This window comes from Coprobacter tertius, from assembly GCF_024330105.1.
In the GTDB taxonomy this organism is placed as follows: domain Bacteria; phylum Bacteroidota; class Bacteroidia; order Bacteroidales; family Coprobacteraceae; genus Coprobacter; species Coprobacter tertius.
Map to the genome: position 1 here is coordinate 33899 of NZ_JANDHW010000001.1, position 26572 is coordinate 60470.

A 26572-nucleotide genomic window follows, 5' to 3' on the forward strand; every position below is an offset into this window, starting at 1 on the left:
TTTTCTTAATCCTTGTTAACCAGAAAAGACAGAGCATCAAACAACCTGTCCTGTGAGATCGGCTTGGTTATATATCCCGTAAAACCACTTTTCATAATACGATCGATGTCGTCGGAAAAAGCATAAGCGGATACTGCAATAACAGGAATATCTTTATCGAGAGCACGGATGCGGGCTACCGCCTCATAACCGTCTATTACCGGCATTTTTATATCCATAAGAATAGCTTCGGGGTGCTCTTCGATAAACATTTTCACAGCCTCCTCTCCATTCCAGGCGTGCAATAAAGTAAACTTATGTTTCAGCAGAGTATGATATAGCCGATAATTATCGGCTACATCTTCTGCGATTAACAACACCGGTTTCCCAGAAATTTTTATCGATCCCGGTACTTTTTCTCCTAATGTTTTTTCATCACTGTAAGAATCTTTCTTTTCAGGTAATACCGGTAGTGTAAACCAAAAAGTACAACCTCCCGATTCATTGGTTAACACACCTATTTCACCGTTTAAACGATGTACGATATTCCGGCAAATCGGTAATCCCAAACCTGTGCCGATAGTAAAAGTATCTAATTTTACAAATCGTTCGAAAACCTCCTGTTGTAATTCCACAGGAATTCCTTTTCCCGTGTCGGCAACATAGAAACGCAAGCCGTTATCTAAAAGGTCATATCCGAAACGGATACTACCCTTTTCGGTAAATTTCATCGCATTACTTACCAAATTGGAAATAACCTGTAATACCCGGTTATTATCTGTTTCTATAATACATTCTTTCAGAGAAGGCTCGAATATTATATCTACTGCAGGATGAAACGATTTGCTACGACTGCTCATTTCGAGTCCTTTCAACATCTCGTTCACATCTACTTTACCGAACACGAACTCAAGCGTATTTGCCTCTATTTTCGACAAATCGAGAATATCATTTATCAATTGCAACAACAGCTCGTTATTTCGAGCAATAATCGACATATATTCATTTTTATCCTCCACTTCTTCGGCTGTCGCTAACAACTGACTGAACCCTACAATCGCATTCAAAGGAGTACGTATCTCATGGCTCATATTAGAAATAAATAACGATTTCAGTCGATTTGAATTTTCGGCGGCTTCCTTAGCGGCTTTCAATTCGGCCGCAACTTTCAATCGTTCCGTCACATCCTCATATTTAAGAACGATACCCCTGATATGATCTTTATGACCTTTATCGAATACAGGAATCGCCGTAATCTCTACTGTCATCCCACCCGGAAGGCTACGTACCCCCTTTTCTATTTTACCCGAATGCATGGCTCTTCTCGCAGAACAACTGGGGCATGGTTCGTCTTGCCCTAATACCGACCGGTAACAACAGCCCCCCCTACTATAACGTGAAGCGAGAGGATGATGTGAATATTTACTCACATTCTCCCATTGTACGATATAATCGGGAGAAAGAAACACCAGTCCGTTATCGGTATGATTAAGTATCAATTGGTTTATTTCCTGAATTTCCTCTATACCCTTTTTAGCCTCAAGTAATCGCTCTTCATTCTGCTTATTCTCGGTTATATCTCTCAACGTACCGATAATGCGAGCCGGTAGACCGGATTCGTCTCGTTTATCGACAGCCAAATATAAATCATAACAAGTCTCGAATTTTCCTTTCACATCATAATATATTTCCCGATGTGCATTTTCTATCTGGCCTGTACGAATATCTTCAAGCATTTTTGAAACTTCTTCTCGTTCGCCGGGTCGAATATTCCGTACGACTTCCGAAACGCTTATTCCATTACGATCTTTAAAAAAATCTTCCCGGTTTTCCTTATATTCCGGAAATTTCAAACAGATATTATCCGCTATGACATCCCATATAACAGGTACCGTATAAGTAACCATAAATGCGATTCTCATCTGACGGTTGGCTTCCTGTAACTTTTCCTGTACCTCTATCAAATCGGTAACATCCCAACGGGTCGCCAACAACCAATGATGTACATCGTTAGAAATTACATCTTTATTCACTACTGAATAATGTTTTATTCCGTCGGGAGTGACATATATCTCCTGAGCGCGGTACGACCCACCCTCTTCAATAATTTTTTTATCGACTGATTGATAATAACAACCTCTTTCTTCTCCATAAATTTCGATATCGCTTTTACCGATAATCTGCTCGCGCGTATATCCTCCGTTCAATTCACATTGTTTATTCCAGAATATATATTTCAGTTGGTCATCGATATCTTTTACAATCAACGGCATAGGCATATTATCCAGTACGGCATTCAACAATTTTCCGTTCTGCTCAATTGCCATATCTTTTATTCTGCGCTCTGTAACATTTCGCTCGAAACAGGCAACCATTCCCTCGCTCACCCTTTTGTAACGACCCTCATAATATGATTTTTTTCCACGAAAAGTTATAGAATATTCCGCTTCCGATACTTTATCAGACTTCAATGCTTTTCGGACGGCCTCCAGCACTTCATCTACACAATCGGAATCTATACAAACTTTCAAGTTTCTGCCGATCAGTTCATCCGCCGGAACCGAGAGTTCTCCGGCATCACAGTTAAATATTTTACGGATATTAAAATTCTTATCGACTAAAAATATCATATCGGGAATCGATTTAATAATCTCATCCGACACTTCATTTATGCTTATGTTTAAACGTTTTCTCAGAAATCTGCGATATCTGAGGAAAATATAAATATTTAATAATAAAAGAAAAGCGACCCCGATTACATACCCGACCATTGTATTTTTTTATTGAAATGAAAATTAATTAAAGACACTCAAATAAGCTTTTCGGAAAAACATATAACTGTAACAAAAATACAAATATATTTTAAGAGTATTACCTTTTCTTATATGTTTCTACCTAAATGTCAGTTATTCTTTGTATTTCAAAACACAATGATTTTTTCTAAAATTTACTTTCTTTATTAATAAGAAAACATAACTACTATAACATGCATTATTTTATATAGAAATACGTTTACAGGAAATGCCTAATCGTTATAATTTAGGCAACAAAGACATGCTGCTGTAAATAACGTAAACTTAGACAATAATTTTAAAAACAATTTTTTCAGGCTAAATAAATCGTTTTCTATTTATTTTCAACAAAATGTAGAATAATTGTATTCTACATTTTGTTGAAACGTCAAAACTACTGTTTTGCGTTTACAGTTCTATTGCAATTATACGAAAGAAAATACTTTCTTTTTCCTCCTTAGATCTAGTCTATAATAATAATTATTTGCAAACCGATTAATGCTTTTTTGCCCACTGATTCGTAATTTAAAAGACACAGATAGTACTAAATCATACCGAAATTTACCGAAACATCTTCTTTCTATGTTTTTGATTTGTTGTAATAAATTCGTATTCTCACGATTTTCTCTTTACCGTACGTCGTTTAACCGTAGGACCCTTTTCGTCACTATCTTTAATAATCTTCATACTCTCCTCGTATGTAAGCGATGCCGGATCGGTTCCTTTCGGTATCTTATAATTCTTTTTCTTATAGGCTATGTAGGCGCCATAACGTCCATTAAGTATTTGCAAATCGACATCTTCTACAAAGCTCTTTATATGACGCCGGCTTTCCTGATCGCGTTTATCCATTATCAAATCAATGGCTTCCTGCAATGTAACCGACAAAGGAGCATAATCTTTAGGCAATGAAACATATTTACCGTCGTGACGGATATACGGACCGAACTTACCTACACCTACTACTACCTCTTTATCCTCGTACTCACCCAATATACGGGGTAAATCGAAAAGCTTCAGAGCTTCTTCGAGCGTAATCGTGCTCATCGACTGACCTTTGAGTAATGAGGCAAATTGTGGTTTCTCTTCATCTTCATTCGTTCCTATCTGAACCAACGGGCCGAATCGGCCGATTTTAACCGATACGGGTTTACCGGTTTTGGGATCGGTTCCGAGTACGCGTTCTCCAACTTTATGTTCCATTCTCAATGCCAGAGCATCTTTCACAACAGGGTGAAACAATTTATAAAAATTGTCGATAGCATCAGTCCACACCATTTTTCCTTCCGCAACATCATCGAACTTTTCTTCTACATTAGCCGTAAAATTATAATCGAGAATATCGGGGAAATATTCGGTAAGAAAATCGGTTACCACCATACCGATATCGGTAGGTATGAGCTTTGCTTTTTCCGTTCCCGTAATTTCGGTACGCACGATATCCTTAATATGTCCATTTTGCAAAGTAAGAGTATTATAGCTGCGTTCCGAACCTTCCCGGTCTCCTTTTTCAACATATCCACGCTGCTGTATCGTCGAGATAGTAGGCGCATAGGTAGAAGGCCGGCCAATTCCCAATTCTTCGAGTTTATGTACCAAGCTGGCTTCAGTATAACGGGGCGGCCGCTGAGTAAAACGTTCGGTCGCCTCTATCATCTCATTTTTCAGTTCTTGATGCAAAGTAAGCGGCGGCAACATTTTTCCGTCACCTTCAACTTCAGTCTCATCGTCTTTCGACTCGAGATAAACACGCAAAAAACCATCGAATTTAAGGACTTCCCCAGTAGCCACGAATTTCTCGTTACGGGTAGAAATACCGATAGCCACTGTCGTTTTTTCAAGTTCTGCATCGCTCATTTGAGACGCAAGGGTACGTTTTCGAATAAGTTCGTATAGGCGTCTTTCCTGCGCCGGAGCCTCTATCTCCTGCTTATCCATGTAAGTAGGACGAATAGCTTCGTGCGCTTCCTGAGCCCCTTTAGAACGAGTATGATAATTCCGCACTTTCAGATATTTTTCACCCAAAGCGGAGACAATCACATCCTTTGCTGCATTTATCGCCAATCCCGAAAGATTCACCGAGTCGGTACGCATATAAGTAATAAAACCGGCTTCATACAACCGCTGCGCCACCATCATTGTCTGAGCGACCGAGAAACCTAATTTACGGGCAGCCTCCTGCTGCAAAGTAGAAGTAGTAAAAGGAGGAGCCGGAGATTTTCTTGCGGGACGCACCGAAATATCTTCAATTTTAAAGTCCGCGCTTTTACACTCCTGAAAAAACGCCTCAGCTTCGGCCTTAGTCTTTAACCGTTTATTTAGCTCTGCTTTCATCTCGACAGATGCTCCCCCATTAACATTGGGTATCATAAAAGTCGCGATAACACGATAAGAAGCCTCTGGTACAAAATTATTTACCTCGCGCTCACGCTCTACAATAAGCCTTACCGCTACCGACTGTACACGACCGGCTGAGAGAGCAGGCTTTACCTTTTTCCACAATACGGGAGAGAGCTCGAACCCCACGATACGATCGAGTACACGGCGGGCTTGTTGGGCATCTACCCGATCGATATCGATAGATCGAGGGTTTTCTATCGCCTCAAGTATTGCTGTTTTTGTAATTTCATGAAAAACAATTCGTTTCGTATTTTCCGGCTTCAAATTCAAGACTTCGAACAAATGCCATGCAATCGCTTCTCCTTCACGGTCCTCATCTGATGCCAACCATACCGTCTCAGACTTTGCGGCTTCTTCTTTCAAAGTTTCCACTATTTTTTTCTTATCGGCGGGAATCTCGTATATAGGAGTATAATTATGGTCTATATCTATACTGAAATCTTTCTTTTTCAGGTCACGGATATGGCCGTAACTCGATAATACCTTATAATCTTTTCCAAGAAATTTCTCTATCGTTTTCGCTTTCGCGGGAGACTCTACTATTACTAAATTTTTTTGCATGAGCAATTATTAATATTGTACCTTTTGGTTTCAGTGCGGCAAAATTAGAAAAAAAACCTGTTGAAACAGAGAACATTTACCGCTATTTTCATTTTTTTTTAAAATAAAGCCGTAAACCGCGGGCAAGAACGATTACTGCCCGTGATTCACGACCTCTTATATGTAACACCTTTCGGTATACTTTGTTTTCAGAAATTTATTCCGGCACCGGCCATAAAATTAAATCGCTGAGCCGGCATACCATAATATAAATTATAGCTACGATTAAGTATATTGTTGAATTGTACCCTTACATGTACATAATCATTGAATCGGTATGTAGCCCCTATATTTACATTGTGTATATTACGTAATTTGCCTTGTGCGACCTCTAATGAAGTTTCATAAGGAGCTTGTTGAATTTCGCTATTACCTGTAGCCGGCATAGTTATGCGTGATATAGTATTATATCTGCGACCGGTAGCCATGAAATAATCAAGAAGGAAAGAAAGGTGGTCACTGGTTTTTAAGCCCAACGAAAGATCGAGTTCATCTACCGGACGTCCACTCCAAATTTGAGCTTTTCCATCTTTTCTCTGCCGCCAATAATTATGTTTCCACTGCAACGAGGCATTTAATATATCGAAATACCGGTATTCGAGTTTTACTCCCGCATTCCAGTTTACAGCATCTATTCCTTGATAACTTATCGTACTGCGAGACATATCGGTAAAAAAGGTATTTTCTCCCGAGAGAGTAACCGTACCGTCGTAATCGTATCCCTCGAATGCCTGATAATCGAACAATGCCGATGTTACGGTCTTTATTCCGCCGAAAAGATCGAATGTGAAAGATTTAAAGAAATTAGATCGAAATCCTAACGTCCAATCGGCCGGTGTATAAGAGCCGGATGGTTTCTGCGAAGGATTGAAATAAATATTTTCTTTAGCCAAAGAAGTAAAAGTATGAAGTTTTTTGCCCCCTGTAAGATTACTGTATAGGAAGAAATTATCGACAAACATCCATCGGAAATAAATATCAGGAGCAAATCTTACAACGGTTCCGTCATTTGCCGAAAAATCGGCATTTACACCCAAACGAAATTTTATCCGGTCATTCTCCATATTATAATAAGGATTCAGGGTAACCATAGCATAATTATCGATAAGAGGAGCATGCGTATAAAATAAATAATCGACTTTACCATCTATACCGATTGCATTATTTTCATCGATAGGAGCAACCAGTTCTACTTTAGCAAAAAGATTATTTTCGGCGCTTCCCGGATATGTACACAAAGCACCCAGACGGTTGGCATAACGTCCGAAACCAGCTGTAATCCGGTATTTTAATTCATTATTTTTATCCTGTGATTCGATAGCCGAATAAACATCCCATTGGTTTACAATCTGATTACGTCCATAACCCTGCAAATTATCTTTCATAGCACCATAAAATGCCGGAGATAAAGGCATTCCGTAATAATTAAACAGATTATAGCGATAATTACCTCCGAGGCTCCAAACCAACCGGTCGAAACGATGTTGATACGATACATTCAGGAGATTATCACTCCGCTTAGGAGAAGCTTTTTTATTCAGCCCATAAGCTTCAACAAGCTCTTTCTCGAGATATTTCACTTTTCCATGAGTAGAAAAATGCCGGAACCAAATATTCAGCCTGTCTTTTTCCGTATCGAGAAAACGATAACCGGCCGAGGCTGATGCATTTAAATAGTTCCCCATCGAAAGATCGGCATACCCATTTTTTACCTTATACGGAAAGGATGTTCCAAACTCTGCAGCAGGCAGTGTTTGCAATTGTGGAACAATTGTTACAGGTACCAACCAATCGACATATTGTATAGTTGTTTTATTTACTTTCGGAGCTTCCACCTCCGGTAAAACATTTATTTTTGATGCGTCGCGTACAATCGGGGTAAAATCCTTTTCAATCGTCATTTCACGGGTTAATGCATCATTGGTCTGCGCTTGTATTCCACAGGTAACTGTCATAAATACAAGAATAATAATATATATTTTTCGCTTTTTCATCTTATTCTTTTTTTAATTCTCACCCAGTTTTTGTAAACGCACCTCTATCATACTGTCGATATCATCTTCGCCTTTATAATTATTTTTCAGGCTTAACAGATATTGGCGGGCCTGGAAATTATCATTTTTTCCGATATAAATATCAGCAAGCAAAATAAATCCGCGCGCCATCCAATACTGATGTGGCGTACCCGCATCGATCAACCGGTTTATCTCTTTTTCGGCAGCAGAAACATTTCCCTCATCGAAATACTGCTGCGCGAGGCGATAAGATGCCTCGGCACCATAAACGGTACGTGCATCGGCCGAAAGAATTTTAAAATCGGCAACAGCTTTATCTTTTTGTCCTGACTTTAACGCTGACATAGCCCGATAAAAACGAGCTTCGGTACTCAACTGAGGAGACAGTTTCGTATCGCTGAGCAAATTATCGGCAGCTATAATAACTTCTTCATTATTTTCAAGTTCATAAGCACTCCGTAAAATACCAAGACGAGCGGCTAAACGGTTTTCGGTCGACGAAGCTTTTATTTCGAGTTTTTTAAACGTAGAAATCGCTTCATCGTATTTATGGTTCTTATACTGTATATCCGATAACCGGATAAGAGCATCTTCTTCATACGGACTGTCATTCTGCTGAAGTACTGCTGTCAACTGCGGCAGAGCCTGCTCGTACTCACCATTATTATAATACCACATACCTAAATAATGATGAGCGGCAGTAGTAAATGCACCTTCCGGGAAACTTTGTAAATATTTTACAAGCCCATCGGCAGATGTTTGTGCCGGATTTTTCAGAAATACCCGCTCGGCAGAGAGGAAAGAGAGTGAATCCATTTCCGAAGCCTCGTAACGGACACTGCCACCCAATGATTTTAAATAATCGGCGTACGTTGAGACATCATTCATTTCGAGATAAACCGATTTAAGATCGTCAACAGCAACTTTAGCTTCTTCACTTCCTGGATATTTCTCGATTACCTGTTTATACGCTGCAATCGATTTGTCTGATTCTCCGGCATTGAACCAAACCATCCCCAACTGCAAACCGGCTTTACGGGCAACCGGACTTTGAGGAAAATCTCCAATAATCTTAGTAAACGACTGGATAGCCGGTTCTCGCTGACCGACCTGTAGATAGGTAAGCCCAGCCTCGAATAAGGCGTCATCTACATACTGTGACTGCGGATAATCGGTAACCAAACGGTTCATTCCGGAAATTTTCGCCTGATAATTTTTTTGCAGGCCCGCCATAAAACTTTTTTGAAACAGAGCATAATCTCCTGCAGCGGGCATAAGAGACTGAGCCTGGGCATAATTACTTTCGGCCTGGGCATACTGCCGATTATAATACAAACAGTCACCCATACGGTTATAAGCGTCGGCAAGCGTCGCTGCTTGCCCTGAGGGAGAAGAAGCGACATATTTACGAAACCATTCGAGAGCCTGTGAAAAATCCCGCAGTTTAAACAAAGCATATCCCAAATCATACTGGGCAAGCCCGTATATCGGTTTCCCGGTTTCCCGCGTACTCGAAAGATAGGCTCGATAATCAGCGGCAGCCTGGGCATAATCTCCATTACGATATTTACACTCACCCCTCCAGAAACAAGCTTGTGCCTTTATCTCTTTGTCGTAATTTCCTAAAGCGATTGCTGCAGTAAACTCCCGTTGCGCTTTATCGATCTCATTGTTAGTAAAATACTGAGTTCCTAATTGAAAAAGAATTCGCTGTTTAGCTTTTAATATTTTAGCGGTAGGATCTTTAATCTTATTGATGGAGGTAAGGGCTGCATTATAATTACGTGTATTGAGATATACTTCTACCAGATAATCATTTATACGGTCGGCATAACGAGAACGGGGAAAAGTGTTCAAAAATTTCTCAAATACGAGAACCGATTCGTCGAAGGGGGAATACGATGTCTCATGTATCGTCATGGCATAATTATACAACGCAGCCTCTTGTACCTGCTTATCGAAGGTAGCCCTCGATGCTACATCGAAAGCCAAGCGAGCATTATTTTTGTCTCCGAGCTTCAGATAACTCTGTCCTAAATACAAATATGCATTTTGAGATAATGCATCGTTTTTGTTCGTAGTACGGCTGAGCTCTTTAACTGCACCCGAATAATCTCCCGTACGATAAAGAGCAACCCCTAACGAATAAAGACTGTTGCGCAACGGTTTAGCTGTTGCTGCAACGTATTTTTCGAGATAGCCGACAGCTTTTGCATCCTCTCCCATACGGAACCAACTTTCACCTACTAAGCGGTTTAATTCTGTATTGAACTCATTCCCCGGATGTCGGGCAAGTAAGGATTCACCTTCTTGTATCACCGTTTCATACCGGCCTTCGGCATAATTAATCTGAGTAATATAGTATGAAGCCGGAATGCCATATTCGGCATGATCTTTCACCTTATATAAACCTTGCAATGCTTTATCATATTCTTTTTCGGTATAAGCGATATAAGCATTGTAAAATACGGCAGCTTCCTTATATTTCTTACCGACCGAAACTAAAGCCGAAAAACAGGGTTTAGCCTCCTCGATACGATCTGTTTTTATATAAGACAATCCTGTCCGATATAAATATTCTTCCTGATTATCGGGAGTCAACCGATCGATATCTATCTTTTGGTATTTTTTTACTGCCGATGCATATTTACCGGAGAAAAAATAAACATTTCCCTCCATAAATTGAGCTTCGATAAGATTGCCCGAAGCCGGATATCGCTGTATATACTGCTGTAACAACGATAATGCCTGAGGTGACCGCATATAGTAAGCCGATGCGGCAATTAGGAAGTCGGCTTCTTCGATAAGACGAGGATCATCACTCAACGATTTATAACGGGTTAATTGGTCGGTACACCCTACATAATTACCTACGCTATACATCTGTTTTCCACGCTCCAGCCAAGAAACGGGAAGGTCCGAACGATACGAAACCTGTGCCATGGCTGGGATCAACACTTCTGCCGAGAAGAACAAGGCAAGTATTATCTTTTTATTCATTATACTGTTTACTTAAAAGAATAAACTATTCTTAAGTTACAAAAATAAAAAAACTTTACCGTTACTACCGGTTACCTCGTAATTATTAACGAATATTTAAAAGATATGCGATTTTATATAACCGGCTTTTAGGTATATATCATTTTTCGAGTCATTCCTCCGTCAATAACAAAATTCTGCCCGTTAATAAAATCATTTTTTTCATCGGCCAAAAATAAACATGCCCGGGCAATATCATCGGGAACACCTACTCTGCGGGAGGGATGCTGCAAATGATCTTCGGGTGTCAGCAACGAATAATCCCCGGTTTCTATCCATCCGGGAGAAATACAGTTCACTGTAATGCGGGAATCAGCCAAAGACATGGCCAAAGCATGAGTAAGCGATACAATAGCGCCTTTAGATGCTGCGTACCCTTCGTTACCCGGCTCGCTCATCCGATAACGGGTAGAAGAAATATTTATAATACGGCCATACCGCTCGCAAGATACCGAACGATGAATAGCCCATAGTCGGGATATAATGAAAACCGGTCTTACATTGACCGATAAAATACGATCGAAATCGTTAACGGAAGTTTCTATTAAAGGAGAAAAACAACTGATACCCACATTATTAATAAGAATATCGATATCGCCCCATTGCTTAAGAAGACCGGTAAATACCTCCGTCAGCGATTTTTCATCAGACACATCTGCTTGAAGAAACTCGCTTCCGGTCTCTTCCGAAACACAACGACCTTCTTCCTCCTGGATATCACAAAACGCAACCTGTGCATCTTCATTACGAAAGGCTGCCACGATAGAGCGACCGATTCCGCTCGCTCCGCCGGTTACAAAAACTCGACGACCTGCAAACAATTTCTCTTTCATATCGACTCAATTAAAATTCTACTGTAATGCCCAACGTAGGCAATATCGTTCCGCTTTTTTGTTCGATATATTTCATTTTATAGCGGCTTACGCCATTATTATCGACATATTTTTCTCCCGTACTCACAAGCACAGGCTGATTATTATATTTCTGATTCAGGATATTTTGCAGGTCGATATAAAATCCGAGCATCACACCTTTGAAATAGAAGGTCTTGTCGAGACGAAAATCAACCTCTGTAAATGTCTTTAGCCGTCCCTGATTATACAGCGTATAGTCGTAGTAAGGCCTCGATGTTGCATCCCATGCCGAAACAATCGAAGATGTATATTCGTCGTAAGGGGTATAAGGAGCTCCCCCAATCAGCCGGAATTTCAGTCCGAGATCCCAATTCTTCGGTAATTTGTACATCCCCGTGAATGTGAGCAAATGCTTATTATCCCAAGCCGATGGAATATATTTCCCGGTAGAAGGACGTATAAACTGGCTACGGAAAAAAGTATAAGAGGTAAGCAAATTAAATTTTTTGCCGCCGAACCAACGAAACATCATCTCCACCCCGTAAGCCCTGCCCACCGAAGTAGAAGTCGCGGCTTCATTACCCGAGGCACCGTAATCGGTTCCTTTTGATGCCAACGGAATTTGATCTTCTACCGATAACGGAGCATGCGTGTATTTTTTATAAAATCCTTCTACCGATAAACGCGCCCTCTGCCCAAAACGATATTCTCCTCCTAATACAGCCTGATCGGAACGTATATAAGTCAATCCGTTTTGTTTGTTTACCAATATGCCGTCTTCTTTATATCCCATTGTGGTATAAGCCGGTAATTCGTAATAACGCCCTATATTTCCGTTTAAATAAAAATCGGCAACAAGATTATAAGATAATGATAACCGGGGAGAGAATTGTTTCAACGGATTATTCATATAAGAAGAATAATTATTACCATCGATACGGAAGCCGAATGAAGCCGTAAATTTACCGTTAAGCCCCTCATAGGCGGCCGAGCCGAAAAGTCCGTATTTTACCATATCGAGGTCTGTCCGGTATTCATGTATCATCGGTTCGTCATTTACGAATGCTTTTTGAAATGTACGATTCCGATATGTTGCATAATCGAGATTTAACCCGGCATTCACCGTTACCGGGCCCAGCACCGACAGATTTTCACCCCTGAAATGGCTTTCACCTTCATTAGATCGATACCGTAACGTCAGGTTTTCGGGCGTCGACTCGTCATTATCCCGGTACTTAGTATTATTATTTTGCAAGAAATTATGACTGAGTACCAACGTCTGCGTATGGTTTCCTGCGTAATGTTTGTATACAGCTCCTACGGTATAGGTATTTTGTTTTATTACAGGAAGATAATTCAAAATATACTGTTTCCCTTCATCTTTGGGATCGGTATCTTTATTAAGCCTCATGTCGTCTATGGCACCGATGCCCAGTATCGTAAGTTCGTGCTGACGGGAAAACCGAGTCTTTATTTTAAACTGTGCGTCGGTATACCTCGGCAGAAACGGCATATCGAGTAACGAGAACAACAATTGAAGATACGATTGACGTACCGATACGAGATAGGTCGTTTTTTTTTCGATATGTCCGTTAGATGTCACGGCAACTTCCGATGCTCCTAACGTAGCTTTTACCGAACAACGGTCGGGATCCCCGTCTATTAACTTAAAATCGAGTACCGAACTAAGCGCATTTCCCCGATTTGCCGGAAAAGCACCTGTATAAAAATCGACTTCCCGGATAAAATCTGCGTCGATAATACCCACCGGCCCACCAGAAGCACCCTGTGTACTGAAATGATTGATATTTGGAATTTCTATCCCGTCAAGGAAAAATTTGTTTTCTGAGGGACCGCCACCTCTCACCAACAGGTCGTTACGATAACCGTTACCCACAGTAGAACTCACTCCGGGAAACGAATTTACGACTTTAGAAATATCCCGGTTTGCCCCGGGACTTTTTTCGATTTCCTGTAAGCCTATTACACGTCGTGATATAGGACTCTCTGCAGAAGGCCTGAAAGGCGAAGCCGTTACACTCACTTCTTTCAACACATAACGGTCTTCCTCTACTTCCACATCGAGACGGTAATTATGGGAAGATACCCTAAACTCGGGGGTAACCGTCGTTTTATACCCAAGACCAGATACCTGCAGACGATATATGCCCGGAGGAACATCTGCAATTACATAATTTCCTATGCTATCGGTCATCACTCCCTGCGTCGTCCCCCACAAAACGACATTTACATAGGATACCTCACTCCGGGTAGCTTTATCTGTAACTCTACCGTATATATTATATCGTTGCTGACCGAATACTGCAAAAACGGACAAAACCAGTAAAAAACAAATACAAAATATTTTTCTCATTTATCTATATATAAAACAAACCGATGGTATCCGGTTCAAAAATCGCGTCAAAGTTAATCTTATTTTTCTTTACATTTTGTAAACAAGCGATATAACACATATTTCCAAGTTTAAATTTAAATAAAATTATCTCCCATCTTCTTTAAACTGATTCTAAATAAGATATATTGACATCTCTTTTATTATCTTTGCACAGAACAGAATCGATATGAAAAAATTATTAGAATATACCGACGACGGATTGCCTACATTGTATCTTCCCGAACTCGATGAACACTACCATTCGATAAAAGGAGCATTCACCGAAGCTTTACATGTTTACATCGAATCGGCTTTAAAATATAGCAAAGCAAATCCTGTACATATTCTCGAAATAGGTTTCGGAACCGGTCTTAACGCTTTTCTTTCGGCCCTCGAAGCTGAAAAATCAACCCGTACTATTTATTACACTACGACCGAACTTTATCCCCTCGAATGGTCCGAAATAGAACCCTTACAATATCCGCAAATGATATCTTCAGGCCATATCGAACTATTTCACCAATTACACTTATCACCTTGGGAAAAAGAAATCCGTCTATCCCCCAATTTTACATTCTTGAAAACAAAAACAGATATATCGTTTCACATACCCGAAGGATATTATCATGTAATATATTATGATGCATTCGCACCCGAAAAACAACCCCAGCTTTGGGAAGAAAATATATTCACACGCATCGCTTCAATGACGTCTAAAGGGGGCATCCTCACAACATATTGTGCGAAAGGGGAAGTAAGGCGCAGGCTGCAACGTGCGGGGTTCGAAGTAGAACGCCTACCGGGTCCGCCCAAAGGTAAAAGGGAAATATTAAGGGGAACCAAATTATAATTATCTAACCATTGAAAACCATCAACCCCTTGTATTATATGCTCTTTTATAGTACTCTATAAGCCATATCAATAGTTTCATCGCTATAGAATAAAAACATAAAAAAAACACAACCATAAAATTCCAATAATTACCACTACAAAATTTGCATTGGCTTTTGCCGTCTTATTTCTACAATAAAGATAAATCATCTCGCCTGTCATAAGCAGGCAAAGTATTACGGTTATAATTAACGAGACAACTACACACCCCAAACTAACATTGGTCCTATAGGGGAGATCTTCGGGACTTTTCGTAAACAACAACAAAGCAAGCATTCCCGCGAAAGGAACGGCAACCAAAATAGCAAGTCTGATAAGTAATTGCTTAATACTAAGGTATTTCATTACAGTTTTATTTCTATTCATGCATGTTGCGACTAAACGCAGTTCCGGCAATCCTATACATTACAGGTAAATTTACATAAAAAGTTAGATTCTTCCAACACCACCCGGTTACTGCCCAGGTAATCACTCTGGTAACCGTAGACCTTATGCGTGGCACCGCTTACCTTGATATAGCCCCCCGGGGACATCTATTCGCGATAACCGGCCGTTGACGTATTCCTTATTACCGATATAATCTTTACTGTAACTTACAGATCGTGTATCACCGCTTCTTGTCGACAGACTCGTGACCGGGGCATTCATCAGGTGTTAGCCGTTATGCTATTCTACTCTGGTTTATAGACCTTTTTTGTGTTTTTAATTTCAGTATCATTTACTTTTTACCAGAATTGAGGTTCTATAATAATATCTTTAAAACATATGCAATCTATATTATATAAATTCCCTCTAAAGATTATTCTTGTTGCATAAACAAAATCTCTTGAATAAAACTCAGAACTACGTTCCTCTGCTTCTTTGATTTTTTTAATATCCCATTCTGATATTAATCCACGCACATAATATGAAAATGGAGATTTTTGTGTCAATTTTCCATCATAATCATTACAGAAAACCGAGTCTGTCCGAGTCCAGGATGCATAACTATAACTCCCTTCAACTCCACGACATTCTAATATAAAAAGCGTATCCCCAGTATCTTTTATACTCATGCCCAGCTTTTCCAAGAGTTTATTCCGGTCTCTAAAATATTTTAGTTCATCCGTCCAATTATTTTCTCCAAATTTTAATTTTTGAAGCTCATATATTTCATCTGATATTCAGGACATATCATAAGTTATCTTACACCCTATATTGATAAATATAATTAATACGATAACGAATACAAAGATGATTTGATTTTTTACTCTAAATCTCATATACTCTCGATTTTTCATAAGCATAAAATATTTAATGTTTTTTCAGAAAACTACCCGTGTACTTTCTAATCCGACCTTTACTCCATCCTTTATTTCATATACATAATGGGTTCTAACCGGAATATTGTTTTCTAAACGAATCTTATTTTCTACAGATACCGCATATTTCTCTGAATTATATATGACCCATCCATCAACATATAAAAGTTTCTTATCTTTAAATATTTGAGCATCTATATTTTTAAGCTATTGATAAAAGACAAACAAGTTTAAATCATATATTTTATCTCTTTATCTTCTTTTCTATCTCATTAAAATCAAAATTGGATAATTTATATGGATAAATTTCATAAACTACATATTCAATATCTTTCCAATGCTTTTTACACATTGTATAACTTTTTGAATGTCCCATGTTTTTAATATCAGGAGTTCTTATAAACAATTCATTACGATTTAAAAAATAAATCGATTTATTACAAACATTTGCTACTTTATCAAACGGAAATGAATATTTACTCTCCAAATTAGTGCTATCATCTGTCAATATAACAACAAACCACTCCACATCATCATTAATTTTATAATAATACTTAGATTGTGAAAATGAATACATTAATATCATAATAAATAAAAATACAGACTCAAATATCCAAACGTTTTTAGATTTAAAAAATTTTATAATTAATCTTTCAAAAATAAATATAAGAATTAAACAAATAAACATCAATAAAATAAAGAATAAAGTAAAAGAAGTCCAAACATTTGTTTTTAGATTTAAAAAATAAATTATACAAAAACTTATTAAAGTTATAAAAATTGGGGTTACCTTCAATATATTTTTCATAGTTATAATTTTTTAATGTAAATACCATTCATGTTATTTTTCATAATTGTTTTAAATGCGATACTTGGAATAAAGGGATTACGTCTAACTGTAAAAGAAGATTCGCCTAAAAATTTATTAGCTGGTATTTTTTGTATCTGATCTGTTTTGATACCAGCTGCGTTCAAAGACCGTTGAACAACAGTTGCACAATTATTAGATATTATCCCATACTCTTCATTCACACTTATATCTAAAAATTTTTCCTTTATAATTTTATCTTGTTCTTTATCAGTAGGTAATATATATCCTTCAATATAGCCATAAGAGTTTATGTGTTTATCTTCCTTATCACCTTCTTTATTATAATCACTATTTAAAAATTGTTGTGGACTATCCCACACCCCAATACCTAAATCATCAAATGTCCTTCCTCCTACATGATTTCCAGAAGAATAAACATTATCTCCATTCACTGAATAATATTGCCACTTTCCAGCATCGTTTTGAATTAACATTGCCATATGCTGATTTGTACCGGTTCCTAAATTTAATATTGTAACACTATCCCCTCTCATATCAAAACAAGACATCGGATTATTCATACAATACACATACGGGGAGACGGAGTAATATTTCTCGGCCAGGGGATCAGGACACATCCAACGTCCGATCGACTGATCGTAAAGACGGGCGCCGAAGTCAGAACACTCCAAACCACCGAACGAAATATATTCCTTGCCGGAATATTTATAGGGCTGTAATTCCTTCCAGTAACACTCCCTCTGCTGTAATCCGAAGGGATAATAGCGCATGTACTGCACCACATTACTGCTGTTAGCAGCATCCAATACAACACGGTTACTGCCCAGATAATCCGTCTGGTAACCGTAAACCTTATGCGTGGCGCCGCTTACCTTGATATAGCCCCCGGGGACATCTATTCGCGATAACCGGCCGTTGACGTATTCTTTATTACCGATATAATCTTTACTGTAACTCATCGAACGAGTTTCCCCGGTTGTCGCTGACAAACCCGGACCAGGGCATATAATAATTATATACAATACCGCCTCCTACTCCGCTTTATAGGCTTTTATCTGGATCTTTAATTTCAATATCGTTTACTTTTTACCAGAATGAGGGTTCTATAATAATATCTTTAAAAAATATGCAATCTATATTATATAAATTCCCTTTAAAGATTATTCTTGTTGCATAAATAATGGGCCTAGGATAAAAATCGGAACTATATTCCTCTGCCTCTTTGATTTTTTTTATATCCCATTCTGATATTAATTTTCGCTTATAGTATGAAAAGGGGGATTTTTGTGTCAATTTTCCATCATAATCATTACAAAAAACCGAGTCTGTCCGAGTCCAGGATGCATAACTATAACCCCCTTGGGCTCCACGCTTTTCTAATATATAAAGCGTATCTCCAGTATCCTTTATACTCATGCCCAACTTTTCCAAGAGTTTACCCCTGTCTCTAAAATATTTTAGTTCATTTATTTTAGTATTTTCTCCAAATTTTAATTTTTGGAGCTCATATATTTCATCCGATATTCGGGACATATTATAAGTTATCTTACATCCTATATTGATAAATATAATTAATACGATAATGAATACAAAAATGATTTGATTTTTTACTCTAAATCTCATATACTCTCGATTTTTCATAAGTATAAATATTTAATATTTTTTCAGAAAACTACCCGTGTACTTTCTAATCCGACCTTTACTCCATCTTTTATCTCAATTGCATAATGGGTTCTAACCGGAATTTTATTTTCTATACGAATCTTATTTTCTACAGATACCGCATATTTCTCTGAATTATATATAACCTCTCCATCATTAGTTACAGTCCATATCCCTTTATCAATCGTTCCGTTCCACGTGTCTTGAATATGCGCCATTTCATGCCCCAAACCTATATAACTGGGCCGCTTATCATTGCCTTTACTATCTATCCCTCCTTCCTCACTTTCAGGATTCCATGTAATCTGATCCCCTTTTTCATTTACTCCATTATCTTCACCTTTTCCAATATTTACAGTCTTAGTCGATTCCGTTAATTCTTGAACCAACGCTGATCCCACCGGCCCTTTACTCATATTTTTTATCGCTTTCGTCAATTTCGCGATAAAGCTGTTATCGCCGGAATATATTTTTCCATCAGAGCCGATAAATCCATATTTTCCACTCGAGTCTTTCCCATAATAATATTTTTCATGACGTATTCTTACATTGCCGTTCTCATCCTCTTCCCTGATTTGAATTACAGTAGTGATGCTATCCCCTCTCATATCAAAACAAGACATCGGATTGTTCATACAATACACATACGGGGAGACGGAGTAATATTTCTCGGCCAGGGGATCAGGACACATCCAACGTCCGATCGACTGATCGTAAAGACGGGCGCCGAAGTCAGAACACTCCAAACCACCGAACGAACATATTCTTCACCCATATGTTTTTTATCTAAAAGTATTTTTACCCTTTAACAAGGAATATGTAATAATTAATAATATCCTACTTTAAAAAAAATTTCTAATTATCTAATTAATAAAAAAAGATTCTATTAATTGAAGACTATCAGAACTTATTATTTTATATATCTTTAAAGGTGCATCAAAATTAACATTAGGGTCAAAGTTCATAATACCTTTATAACCAGGAATAGAATCACCAATAGGAATTAATCCTTTTTCATCAACTAACATATTATTACAAGAATTTGCTAAAATACAACAACCTATTATTTCATTATCAAGGAATGTGTATCCAATAATTTTTAACTCAGTTTGATTTTTTATTGAATCAGAAGATATTATAAATTGTTTTGAATTTTGAATTATACTCGAACCTAATGCAATTATGGCAATACACTCATCATTTTTATTATCTCTCAAAATAACAACATTACAAACTTTATATTCATTATTTCCATACTTAGTTTTATTTTTTTGTAAACTAAGCATTTCTCTTATTTTTTCTTTTAAGATAGGATTAAAAACATTCGATTCATGTTCAACATTATTTTTACATGAAATAAAAAACAAAATAAATATTAATAGTAACAATGACATTTTTTTTCTCATTTTATATTCATTTTATGATTCATAATTAAACTTTTCATCATTTTATAAGTTAACGCTTTACCAACATATTTAGAACTATTCATATGATCATAGTTATATATTCCTCCTGATTCTTTGTGATATATATATAGAGTGGGATATTCTTTTGGCCATTTTTTATTTGCTTTTTTCGCAATATTAAATTGACTATTCATAAATTCCGCATCAGAAGATCCAAATTTTATACCATTTTTATACAACTCATAACCAGAAGCTTTCTTAGTTTCATCTCCCCCTGGATGACTATGTATATGAAAAGTCATGTCTTTCCTTTCATGCCCCATAGTATTTAAGGTTACATTATCTTCAATTAAATCCGAATTGATAACATAATTAATATTTCCTTTATTTTTATAACCACTTAAACCCCATTCGACACTTGAATTATCAACTACAAATTTAAACACGTTAAAAGCATCATTTGAGTTAATAGTCTCAGCGGTCAAAAAATTGTTGCTATTTGTCAATTGAGGTAATAAACCTTTATCCATCACATCAATGTATTTCCCAGAAATTGATGTATAACCATAAACATCAGTATAAGAATTATATAATCGATCATATTTATCATCTGTCTTTAATGCCAATATTGTTCGACCATCTGATGTCAACATATATATATCCATTCCGTCCGGATCGACATACCTCATCGGGTTATTCATGCAATACACATACGGGGAAACGGAGTAATATTTCTCGGCCAGCGGATCAGGACACATCCAACGTCCGATCGACTGATCGTAAAGACGGGCACCGAAGTCAGAACACTCCAAACCACCGAACGAGATATATTCCTTGCCGGAATATTTATACGGCTGTAATTCCTTCCAGTAACACTCCCTCTGCTGTAATCCGAAGGGATAATAGCGCATGTACTGCACCACATTACTGCTGTTAGCAGCATCCAATACAACACGGTTACTGCCCAGATAATCCTTTTGGTAACCGTAGACCTTATGCGTGGCGCCGCTTACCTTGATATAGCCCCCGGGGACATCTATTCGCGATAACCGGCCGTTGACGTATTCCTTATTACCGATATAATCTTTACTGTAACTCACAGATCGCGTATCAACGCCTCGCGTCGACAAACTCGTGACCGGGGCATAAACAAGACTCTTGCCCGTTACGCTGCCTACCCGGAGTTTCTTTCCCTCCCCGTCATAGGCGAACTGGCTCGTCGAACTCTTCGTCTTCACACGATAGGGCAAACCCAGCGAGTTATACTCTACGCTGTCGATATTCGCGTTCGCGTTATACGTCATACATCCGTTTTTATTATAACGGTAATGAGCTCCAGTTTGTTGTTTATTCTCCGTAAATTGATACAGGTGGTAATCGCTGGTTGCCGTCGATTTATCCGTGATCCGCTTCACCTGGTTGCCCTCGTAAGTATAAGTCAGGTCGTCGATAACCTGTGGATTATTCAGATTCGAGATCCGTTTCAGAGTCATAATATTACCGTTCTTATCATACGTCAGGGCCTCGGTATGACCTCCGCTTACGGCTACCGTCGTTTTCAACCGGTTCAATCCGTCATAATTATATTTATATTCCCAGTTCATTTCAGGTTGATCGTACACTCCCGAGAGATATACCGACCCTTTCAACCCCGTTACATTGCCACCATAATCGTAAGTGATCTGTTCGCTGTATCCCGGATAGTTAGAAGCCCGTGTACGCCACCCTCGGATATTATATGTATAAGAGCATGTAGCAGTTATGCCTGAATTACCCGTCAGCTGGCCCACCGCGTTATAGCTGCTGCCCAAATAACAACTCACCTTGCCGTTCGTGTAAGAGATCAGGGTTGGCTGTTGCAGCTGGTTATATGTCGTAGTATAGGTCTCCGTGAGCCCCGATCCCGATCCCGAAGTACTGCTTTGCACCCTTCGTTGGCTCTCCAGACCCGTATACGTATAATCCGTCGTCTCTATTTCGTAGCCCCCCAAATGGTTCGTCGAGCGGCTCTGGCTGATTCCTCCACGGGGGTTATAGTAAACCGACGTTATATTCTCCTGACCGCTTTCATCCAGCAGGAAGACCCGCTTGCCCGAGACTTTATCCTTGGCCGAATAATCTTTTCCTCCGATCAGGAGCGTATGCTTTTCTTCCGGATTACCCGTATACAACAAACTGTCTTTATGCGGCGCGCATGCCGGCAAATCCAGAAAGCCGTAATGATCGTAATAATATACCGCGTGTAAACTAACATCCGTCAGACTCAGGTTCGTCTCGTAACCCGTTCCCTGCCAGTTCACCGACGCGTTATATTTCGCCGTGATCACATGGTTAACAACATATAGGGAATCAGCCCCTTTTCCCTCTCCCGATACGACCGGACGGTCGAAGGCGTCGTAAAGGGTAAAGCTCCATTTCCCCGCAGAGCGCTGTTCCTCGTCTCGGCTCAAGATCAACCGGTCGTTCTTGTCATATGCCATCGTAACATTTCCGCATGACGGGATATGTTTTCGGATCATACGGTTACGGTGATCGTACTGATAGTTATAAGACATTTTTTTTAAATGGGGAGAAGCCCACGAGAGAGAACCCATCTTATCCGGCAGCAATGGGTCGCCAGGGGTAAAGACATAAAGAAGGTTACCATCTTCATCATATCCTTTCGTCGTATTGTAATACTCCGTTCCATCGACTATGCGCGTGAGTACCTCACGGCCCTCCTTATCCGTAAAAACATAACGGACTTGGCCCGACTCATCCGTTATCTTCTCTACTACCAAGCTCCCCGAAGGATACAACCGGTTTTCTATAGACCCGTCACTTTTCCGGACGCCGACATGGTAACACGACAGAACGTCGCCTGCTACAGACGTATTGGTCATATATTCCGTTTTAACTCCCTTGCCAGCGTTTCGCCATTCCTGACCCGGGCCGTATCGGACACTTAACCGGTCCAGTGGGCTGTCTTCATAAACAGGCTCGCTGTATGGATAAGAATCTTTATAAAATCCAACCGCTTCGGTTTTCAGTTGGGACTCCGGTACAAATGAGCCGTTACCTCCATAAGGAACCGGGAGCCAGCTGCGCCCTTGTCGACCTGCCCCGTCGTACTCCTGATAACTGACCAAATCCTTGTTCCCTGCGCTCACTCCTTTCCGCACCGTTTGCACTGGTCGGCTAAAGCCGTCATAGTACTGGTAAGTTACCAGACTCTTTGCCACTAATTCACTCTCGTTCACACCGTCCGTTGCGCTCTGGGGTGTTAACGTTTGTACATAACTGGGCTCACGCGTTTGTCCATATCCGGATAATACCCTCATGATGAATAATACACCAATAATGAATCTAATATATTTTACCTTTCCTAAAATAAACATCGTGGATCCTCCCTTAATTCATGTAATGATAGCGGTAACTCTCGATCACACTCTTTTTCCCGTTCTTGTCCTTAAACCAGAGACAAATCAAACGACCGGCTGCATCATAATCATAGTAAAGCGTACGGCCGTCGGCTTCCGTCCGACTGGTTACCCCTACTCCCGGCTGATGAGTAAAGGTTATTACGTTCGCCTCCGGCAAATAAGTACGCAACAGATTTAACGCTTTTACATCCGAATCCAAGAGTAATGGATTGGACGATATTGTCTCAAGAGAAGACTCAGAAATAATGGAAGTTACCTCTTCGTATGTCGCATTCGTGATCTCAGCTATCGGATACCGGTAATTATACCCCCATATATAAACCACTTTTTTATAACCGTCCTGTATAATATATACAGGATTACCATATTTATCATAACGCATAAACTGAATACGTTCTTCTTCGATTCCATTACCGTTATTTTTCTGCGAAAGACTCTTTTGTAACAGCAAACCTCCGAAATCTCCAAAATAAGCGTTCTGAGTCGTACCATTAGTTTCAAGGTCTTTATAATGACGGCTCTGTAGCAATGTCGTAAGGCGGCGTTCTTGTATCAACCGTTGGCGTGCTGTTTCATTCTCTCCCGTATAAGTAATGGTTTGCGGATATTTACGCTCATCGACAATCGTTTTTCCCTCGCTGCTCTTCGTGGTTATTCTTATAGGGGCCAATAACGGCGTTTTTCCGGTAGTAGGTTCATAATAGGTATATGACTTAACCGATACGACCGAATCATTACCGAAATATTGTTTCGTTGTAATTGATTCAGGAACTTTACATCCGGTTTGTATATAATAATATCTCCAATCATAATGATCGGAATATTTCGACAAACGATCCTCTTCTTCGCGGGTAAGTCCCTGCCTTACAACTTTCTGAAATATTTGACCGGCCGGTATCGAATCGGTGTTCATTTCTTTATACTTATAATCTTCACTTACGACGAGGTTATAAATAGTCCCTTTCCGTTCATACATTTTTTTACTGACAAGTTGCCCTCTCCGCCAATCATTTTTTGTATCTATCACGATCGTTGTAGAATCAAATAACAAAGAGTCTGCATAGGTACCGTCATAAAATAAATAATTGTAAACGGTTTTCCCCGCATCTACCGTGTCGTTTCCATTCACATATAACCGGTATTCAGTTATATCTTCATACATAATAGGCATACCACCGGGATACAAAAAATTAGTTTTAGGCCGTGCCATATAGTTTCTCGATCTTACTGATTCATAGCGATTGCCGTTCACATAATATTCTATCTCTTGGCTATAGTAATAATCATAATCATTCGGTATATGCAACATACTACCCGGACCATATTCGAGCCTTTTTATCATAGTTTTACCGGATACAGGATCATATTCCCTTATTTCTCTTATATGCAACCCCCCAACCAATCGAGCAGGCGTTTTCTCGGGTCCGTAATAATTTTGTTCATAATCGAACTGTGTAATTCCTCCTGTGGGAAAAACAATACTTTTTAATACACCCCGTCGACAAGTCAGTTCTCCTGCCTGTTTCTCATCTCCCATTACCGTAAGTTCCAGATTATCGTGCGGTATGCCCGAAATTACATTACTTACTTTAATACGTTCTTTGGGCTTAGCTATCGCAGTCATTGTTTGGCTAGGCTCTCCTGAAAGATCTTTTTTCCAAAATCCCCAATGATCAGGTTCACGTAAAGAGCCATGTAAAGGAGTATATGAATGATCGTAATATCCCATACGATAACGCTCTACCATTTTGCCATCAGAATCTATAACGTCTATCGAATCGAGTAAAAAACAACTTTTCGATCTGGAATCAGAGAAATCGGAATAGTAAAAACGCACTTTTTTTAATAATCCTCCAGCGATATCATATACGGATATATATTCGAGGTTCTGATACGCATCCCGCTGAAATTCCGTCCATCCTCCACGATAGCTTATCTTTTTAAGCATTAATTCTTTCATAATAGGATGTTTCTCAGGCATTGCACCCACACTCACTTCATTAAGTATAATATTCAGCAAAGAAGAAGGTTCGGTAACATCTACCGAATTTATATACGTTCTATTATTAATGAAATTCGTAAGTTTCGGATATATTTTCTCTCCTGTAACCGCTCCTGTATAAGTCGATCGGTCTTCTATTTGTAAAAAATCATTCCCTTTATCGATATCTGTCATATGCTGATATTCATCATAAATAAACGATACCGTATCTCTTCTCGAAGGAGAAATAATTTCAGTTCCCTTCCATGATATTACTTTCCAGTCGGTAGCATCTTGTAAAACATTATAAGAAGTAGCCGACCTTTCCATATAAATTTTATTTCCTGATATAGAACGGCCGAAATGATATTGAAACCCATTTTCATCGGTAATGTGGAATTCATGACCAAAACGGGAAGACTCAAAACGATTGGTTGTTATCTCTACCGGTTGGTAAGGATGCGTTTTTATAACCCGGGTATCATTATCCCGCTTATACGAAAAATAAAAACTACCGCTTTTATCAATCAAACTATAAAAAAACTGATCGGGTTGGCCATCATCTTCACCTTTTGCCCATTTATATAAGAAATTTACATCATTTCGTTTAGAAGAACAACCCATTGAATAATATCCATAAGTATCGAAATCATCCTGCCCTGCTATCGAACGGGATATAGACGGTTCGGCACTCAACGACCAACCTTCGCCTACCCAACTTTTACCCGTACTGTTAGGACGAAATCCGGATGCATGATAACTCAGTGCGATAGGAAGCGTAATTTCACCGATCTTTATTTCATAAATCGGAATATTGATATCAACCAATCCCGAACTATAATTTACCGGATAAGTAACATTTCGTATCAAAGCCGCTGCCGCAGGTGTAGTAGGCAATATTTCGGGCCGGCTTACCGAAATAGGGTCGGTATCCTGGGCGATACTTTTACTGCACAAAGCCAGCAAGCAAACGATAGCGGCCGTTAACATTCGTGTTTTCATA

At 39.0% G+C, this 26572-nt stretch carries 16 protein-coding genes; 1 reads left to right on the forward strand and 15 read right to left on the reverse strand.

The features are described from left to right. Positions 1-5: 5 nt before the first annotated feature. From NMU02_RS00130 to NMU02_RS00155, 6 genes are all read right to left on the reverse strand, one after another. Positions 6-2609 carry an ATP-binding protein gene (locus tag NMU02_RS00130; protein ID WP_255024978.1) on the reverse strand — a complete coding sequence of 868 codons (2604 nt, stop codon included), beginning with the start codon at positions 2607-2609 and terminating at the stop codon, positions 6-8. Between the two features lie 777 nt (positions 2610-3386). Next, complete coding sequence (gene topA, locus NMU02_RS00135) at positions 3387-5732, reverse strand: type I DNA topoisomerase (RefSeq protein ID WP_255024979.1); 2346 nt, start codon at positions 5730-5732, stop codon at positions 3387-3389. Between the two features lie 188 nt (positions 5733-5920). Further along, a complete protein-coding gene (locus NMU02_RS00140; protein ID WP_255024980.1) occupies positions 5921-7765 on the reverse strand; it encodes a TonB-dependent receptor in 1845 nt (614 codons plus the stop codon). 12 nt (positions 7766-7777) lie between these two features. After that, the gene (locus tag NMU02_RS00145; protein WP_255024981.1) at positions 7778-10786 is read right to left on the reverse strand and encodes a tetratricopeptide repeat protein; all 3009 of its coding nucleotides are present in this window, start codon (positions 10784-10786) and stop codon (positions 7778-7780) included. A 128-nt stretch (positions 10787-10914) separates the two neighbouring features. Beyond that, positions 10915-11658, reverse strand: coding sequence for an SDR family NAD(P)-dependent oxidoreductase (locus tag NMU02_RS00150; protein ID WP_255024982.1), 744 nt, complete (start codon positions 11656-11658; stop codon positions 10915-10917). 10 nt (positions 11659-11668) lie between these two features. Next, complete coding sequence (locus NMU02_RS00155; RefSeq protein WP_255024983.1) at positions 11669-14053, reverse strand: TonB-dependent receptor; 2385 nt, start codon at positions 14051-14053, stop codon at positions 11669-11671. Positions 14054-14261: 208 nt separating this feature from the next. Between NMU02_RS00155 and mnmC2 the strand changes: the two genes are divergently transcribed. Continuing rightward, a complete protein-coding gene (mnmC2, locus tag NMU02_RS00160; RefSeq protein WP_255024984.1) occupies positions 14262-14924 on the forward strand; it encodes a tRNA (5-methylaminomethyl-2-thiouridine)(34)-methyltransferase MnmC2 in 663 nt (220 codons plus the stop codon). A gap of 83 nt (positions 14925-15007) precedes the next feature. On the opposite strand, the gene NMU02_RS00165 is transcribed toward mnmC2, so the two are convergent. From NMU02_RS00165 to NMU02_RS00205, 9 genes are all read right to left on the reverse strand, one after another. Beyond that, positions 15008-15310, reverse strand: a complete 303-nt coding sequence (locus NMU02_RS00165; RefSeq protein ID WP_255024985.1) for a hypothetical protein — start codon at positions 15308-15310, stop codon at positions 15008-15010. Positions 15311-15690: 380 nt separating this feature from the next. Next, positions 15691-16020, reverse strand: coding sequence for a hypothetical protein (locus NMU02_RS00170; RefSeq protein ID WP_255024986.1), 330 nt, complete (start codon positions 16018-16020; stop codon positions 15691-15693). A gap of 490 nt (positions 16021-16510) precedes the next feature. Continuing rightward, on the reverse strand, positions 16511-17074 hold the full coding sequence (locus NMU02_RS00175; RefSeq protein WP_255024988.1) for a hypothetical protein: 564 nt from the start codon (positions 17072-17074) through the stop codon (positions 16511-16513). Between the two features lie 2 nt (positions 17075-17076). Beyond that, complete coding sequence (locus NMU02_RS00180) at positions 17077-18057, reverse strand: RHS repeat domain-containing protein (RefSeq protein ID WP_255024990.1); 981 nt, start codon at positions 18055-18057, stop codon at positions 17077-17079. Between the two features lie 127 nt (positions 18058-18184). Continuing rightward, the gene (locus tag NMU02_RS00185) at positions 18185-18739 is read right to left on the reverse strand and encodes a hypothetical protein (RefSeq protein WP_255024992.1); all 555 of its coding nucleotides are present in this window, start codon (positions 18737-18739) and stop codon (positions 18185-18187) included. A 23-nt stretch (positions 18740-18762) separates the two neighbouring features. Then, positions 18763-19506, reverse strand: coding sequence for a M91 family zinc metallopeptidase (locus tag NMU02_RS00190; protein ID WP_255024997.1), 744 nt, complete (start codon positions 19504-19506; stop codon positions 18763-18765). Between the two features lie 117 nt (positions 19507-19623). Next, positions 19624-20166 (reverse strand): hypothetical protein, encoded by a 543-nt coding sequence (locus NMU02_RS00195; RefSeq protein ID WP_255024998.1) that lies wholly within the window; start codon positions 20164-20166, stop codon positions 19624-19626. Further along, positions 20163-23486: a DUF6443 domain-containing protein gene (locus NMU02_RS00200; RefSeq protein ID WP_255024999.1), complete on the reverse strand. Its 3324-nt coding sequence runs from the start codon at positions 23484-23486 to the stop codon at positions 20163-20165. The genes NMU02_RS00195 and NMU02_RS00200 overlap by 4 nt, the downstream gene beginning before the upstream one ends. Before the next feature lie 70 nt (positions 23487-23556). Beyond that, positions 23557-26571, reverse strand: a complete 3015-nt coding sequence (locus tag NMU02_RS00205; protein ID WP_255025000.1) for an RHS repeat domain-containing protein — start codon at positions 26569-26571, stop codon at positions 23557-23559. Position 26572 lies beyond the last annotated feature (1 nt).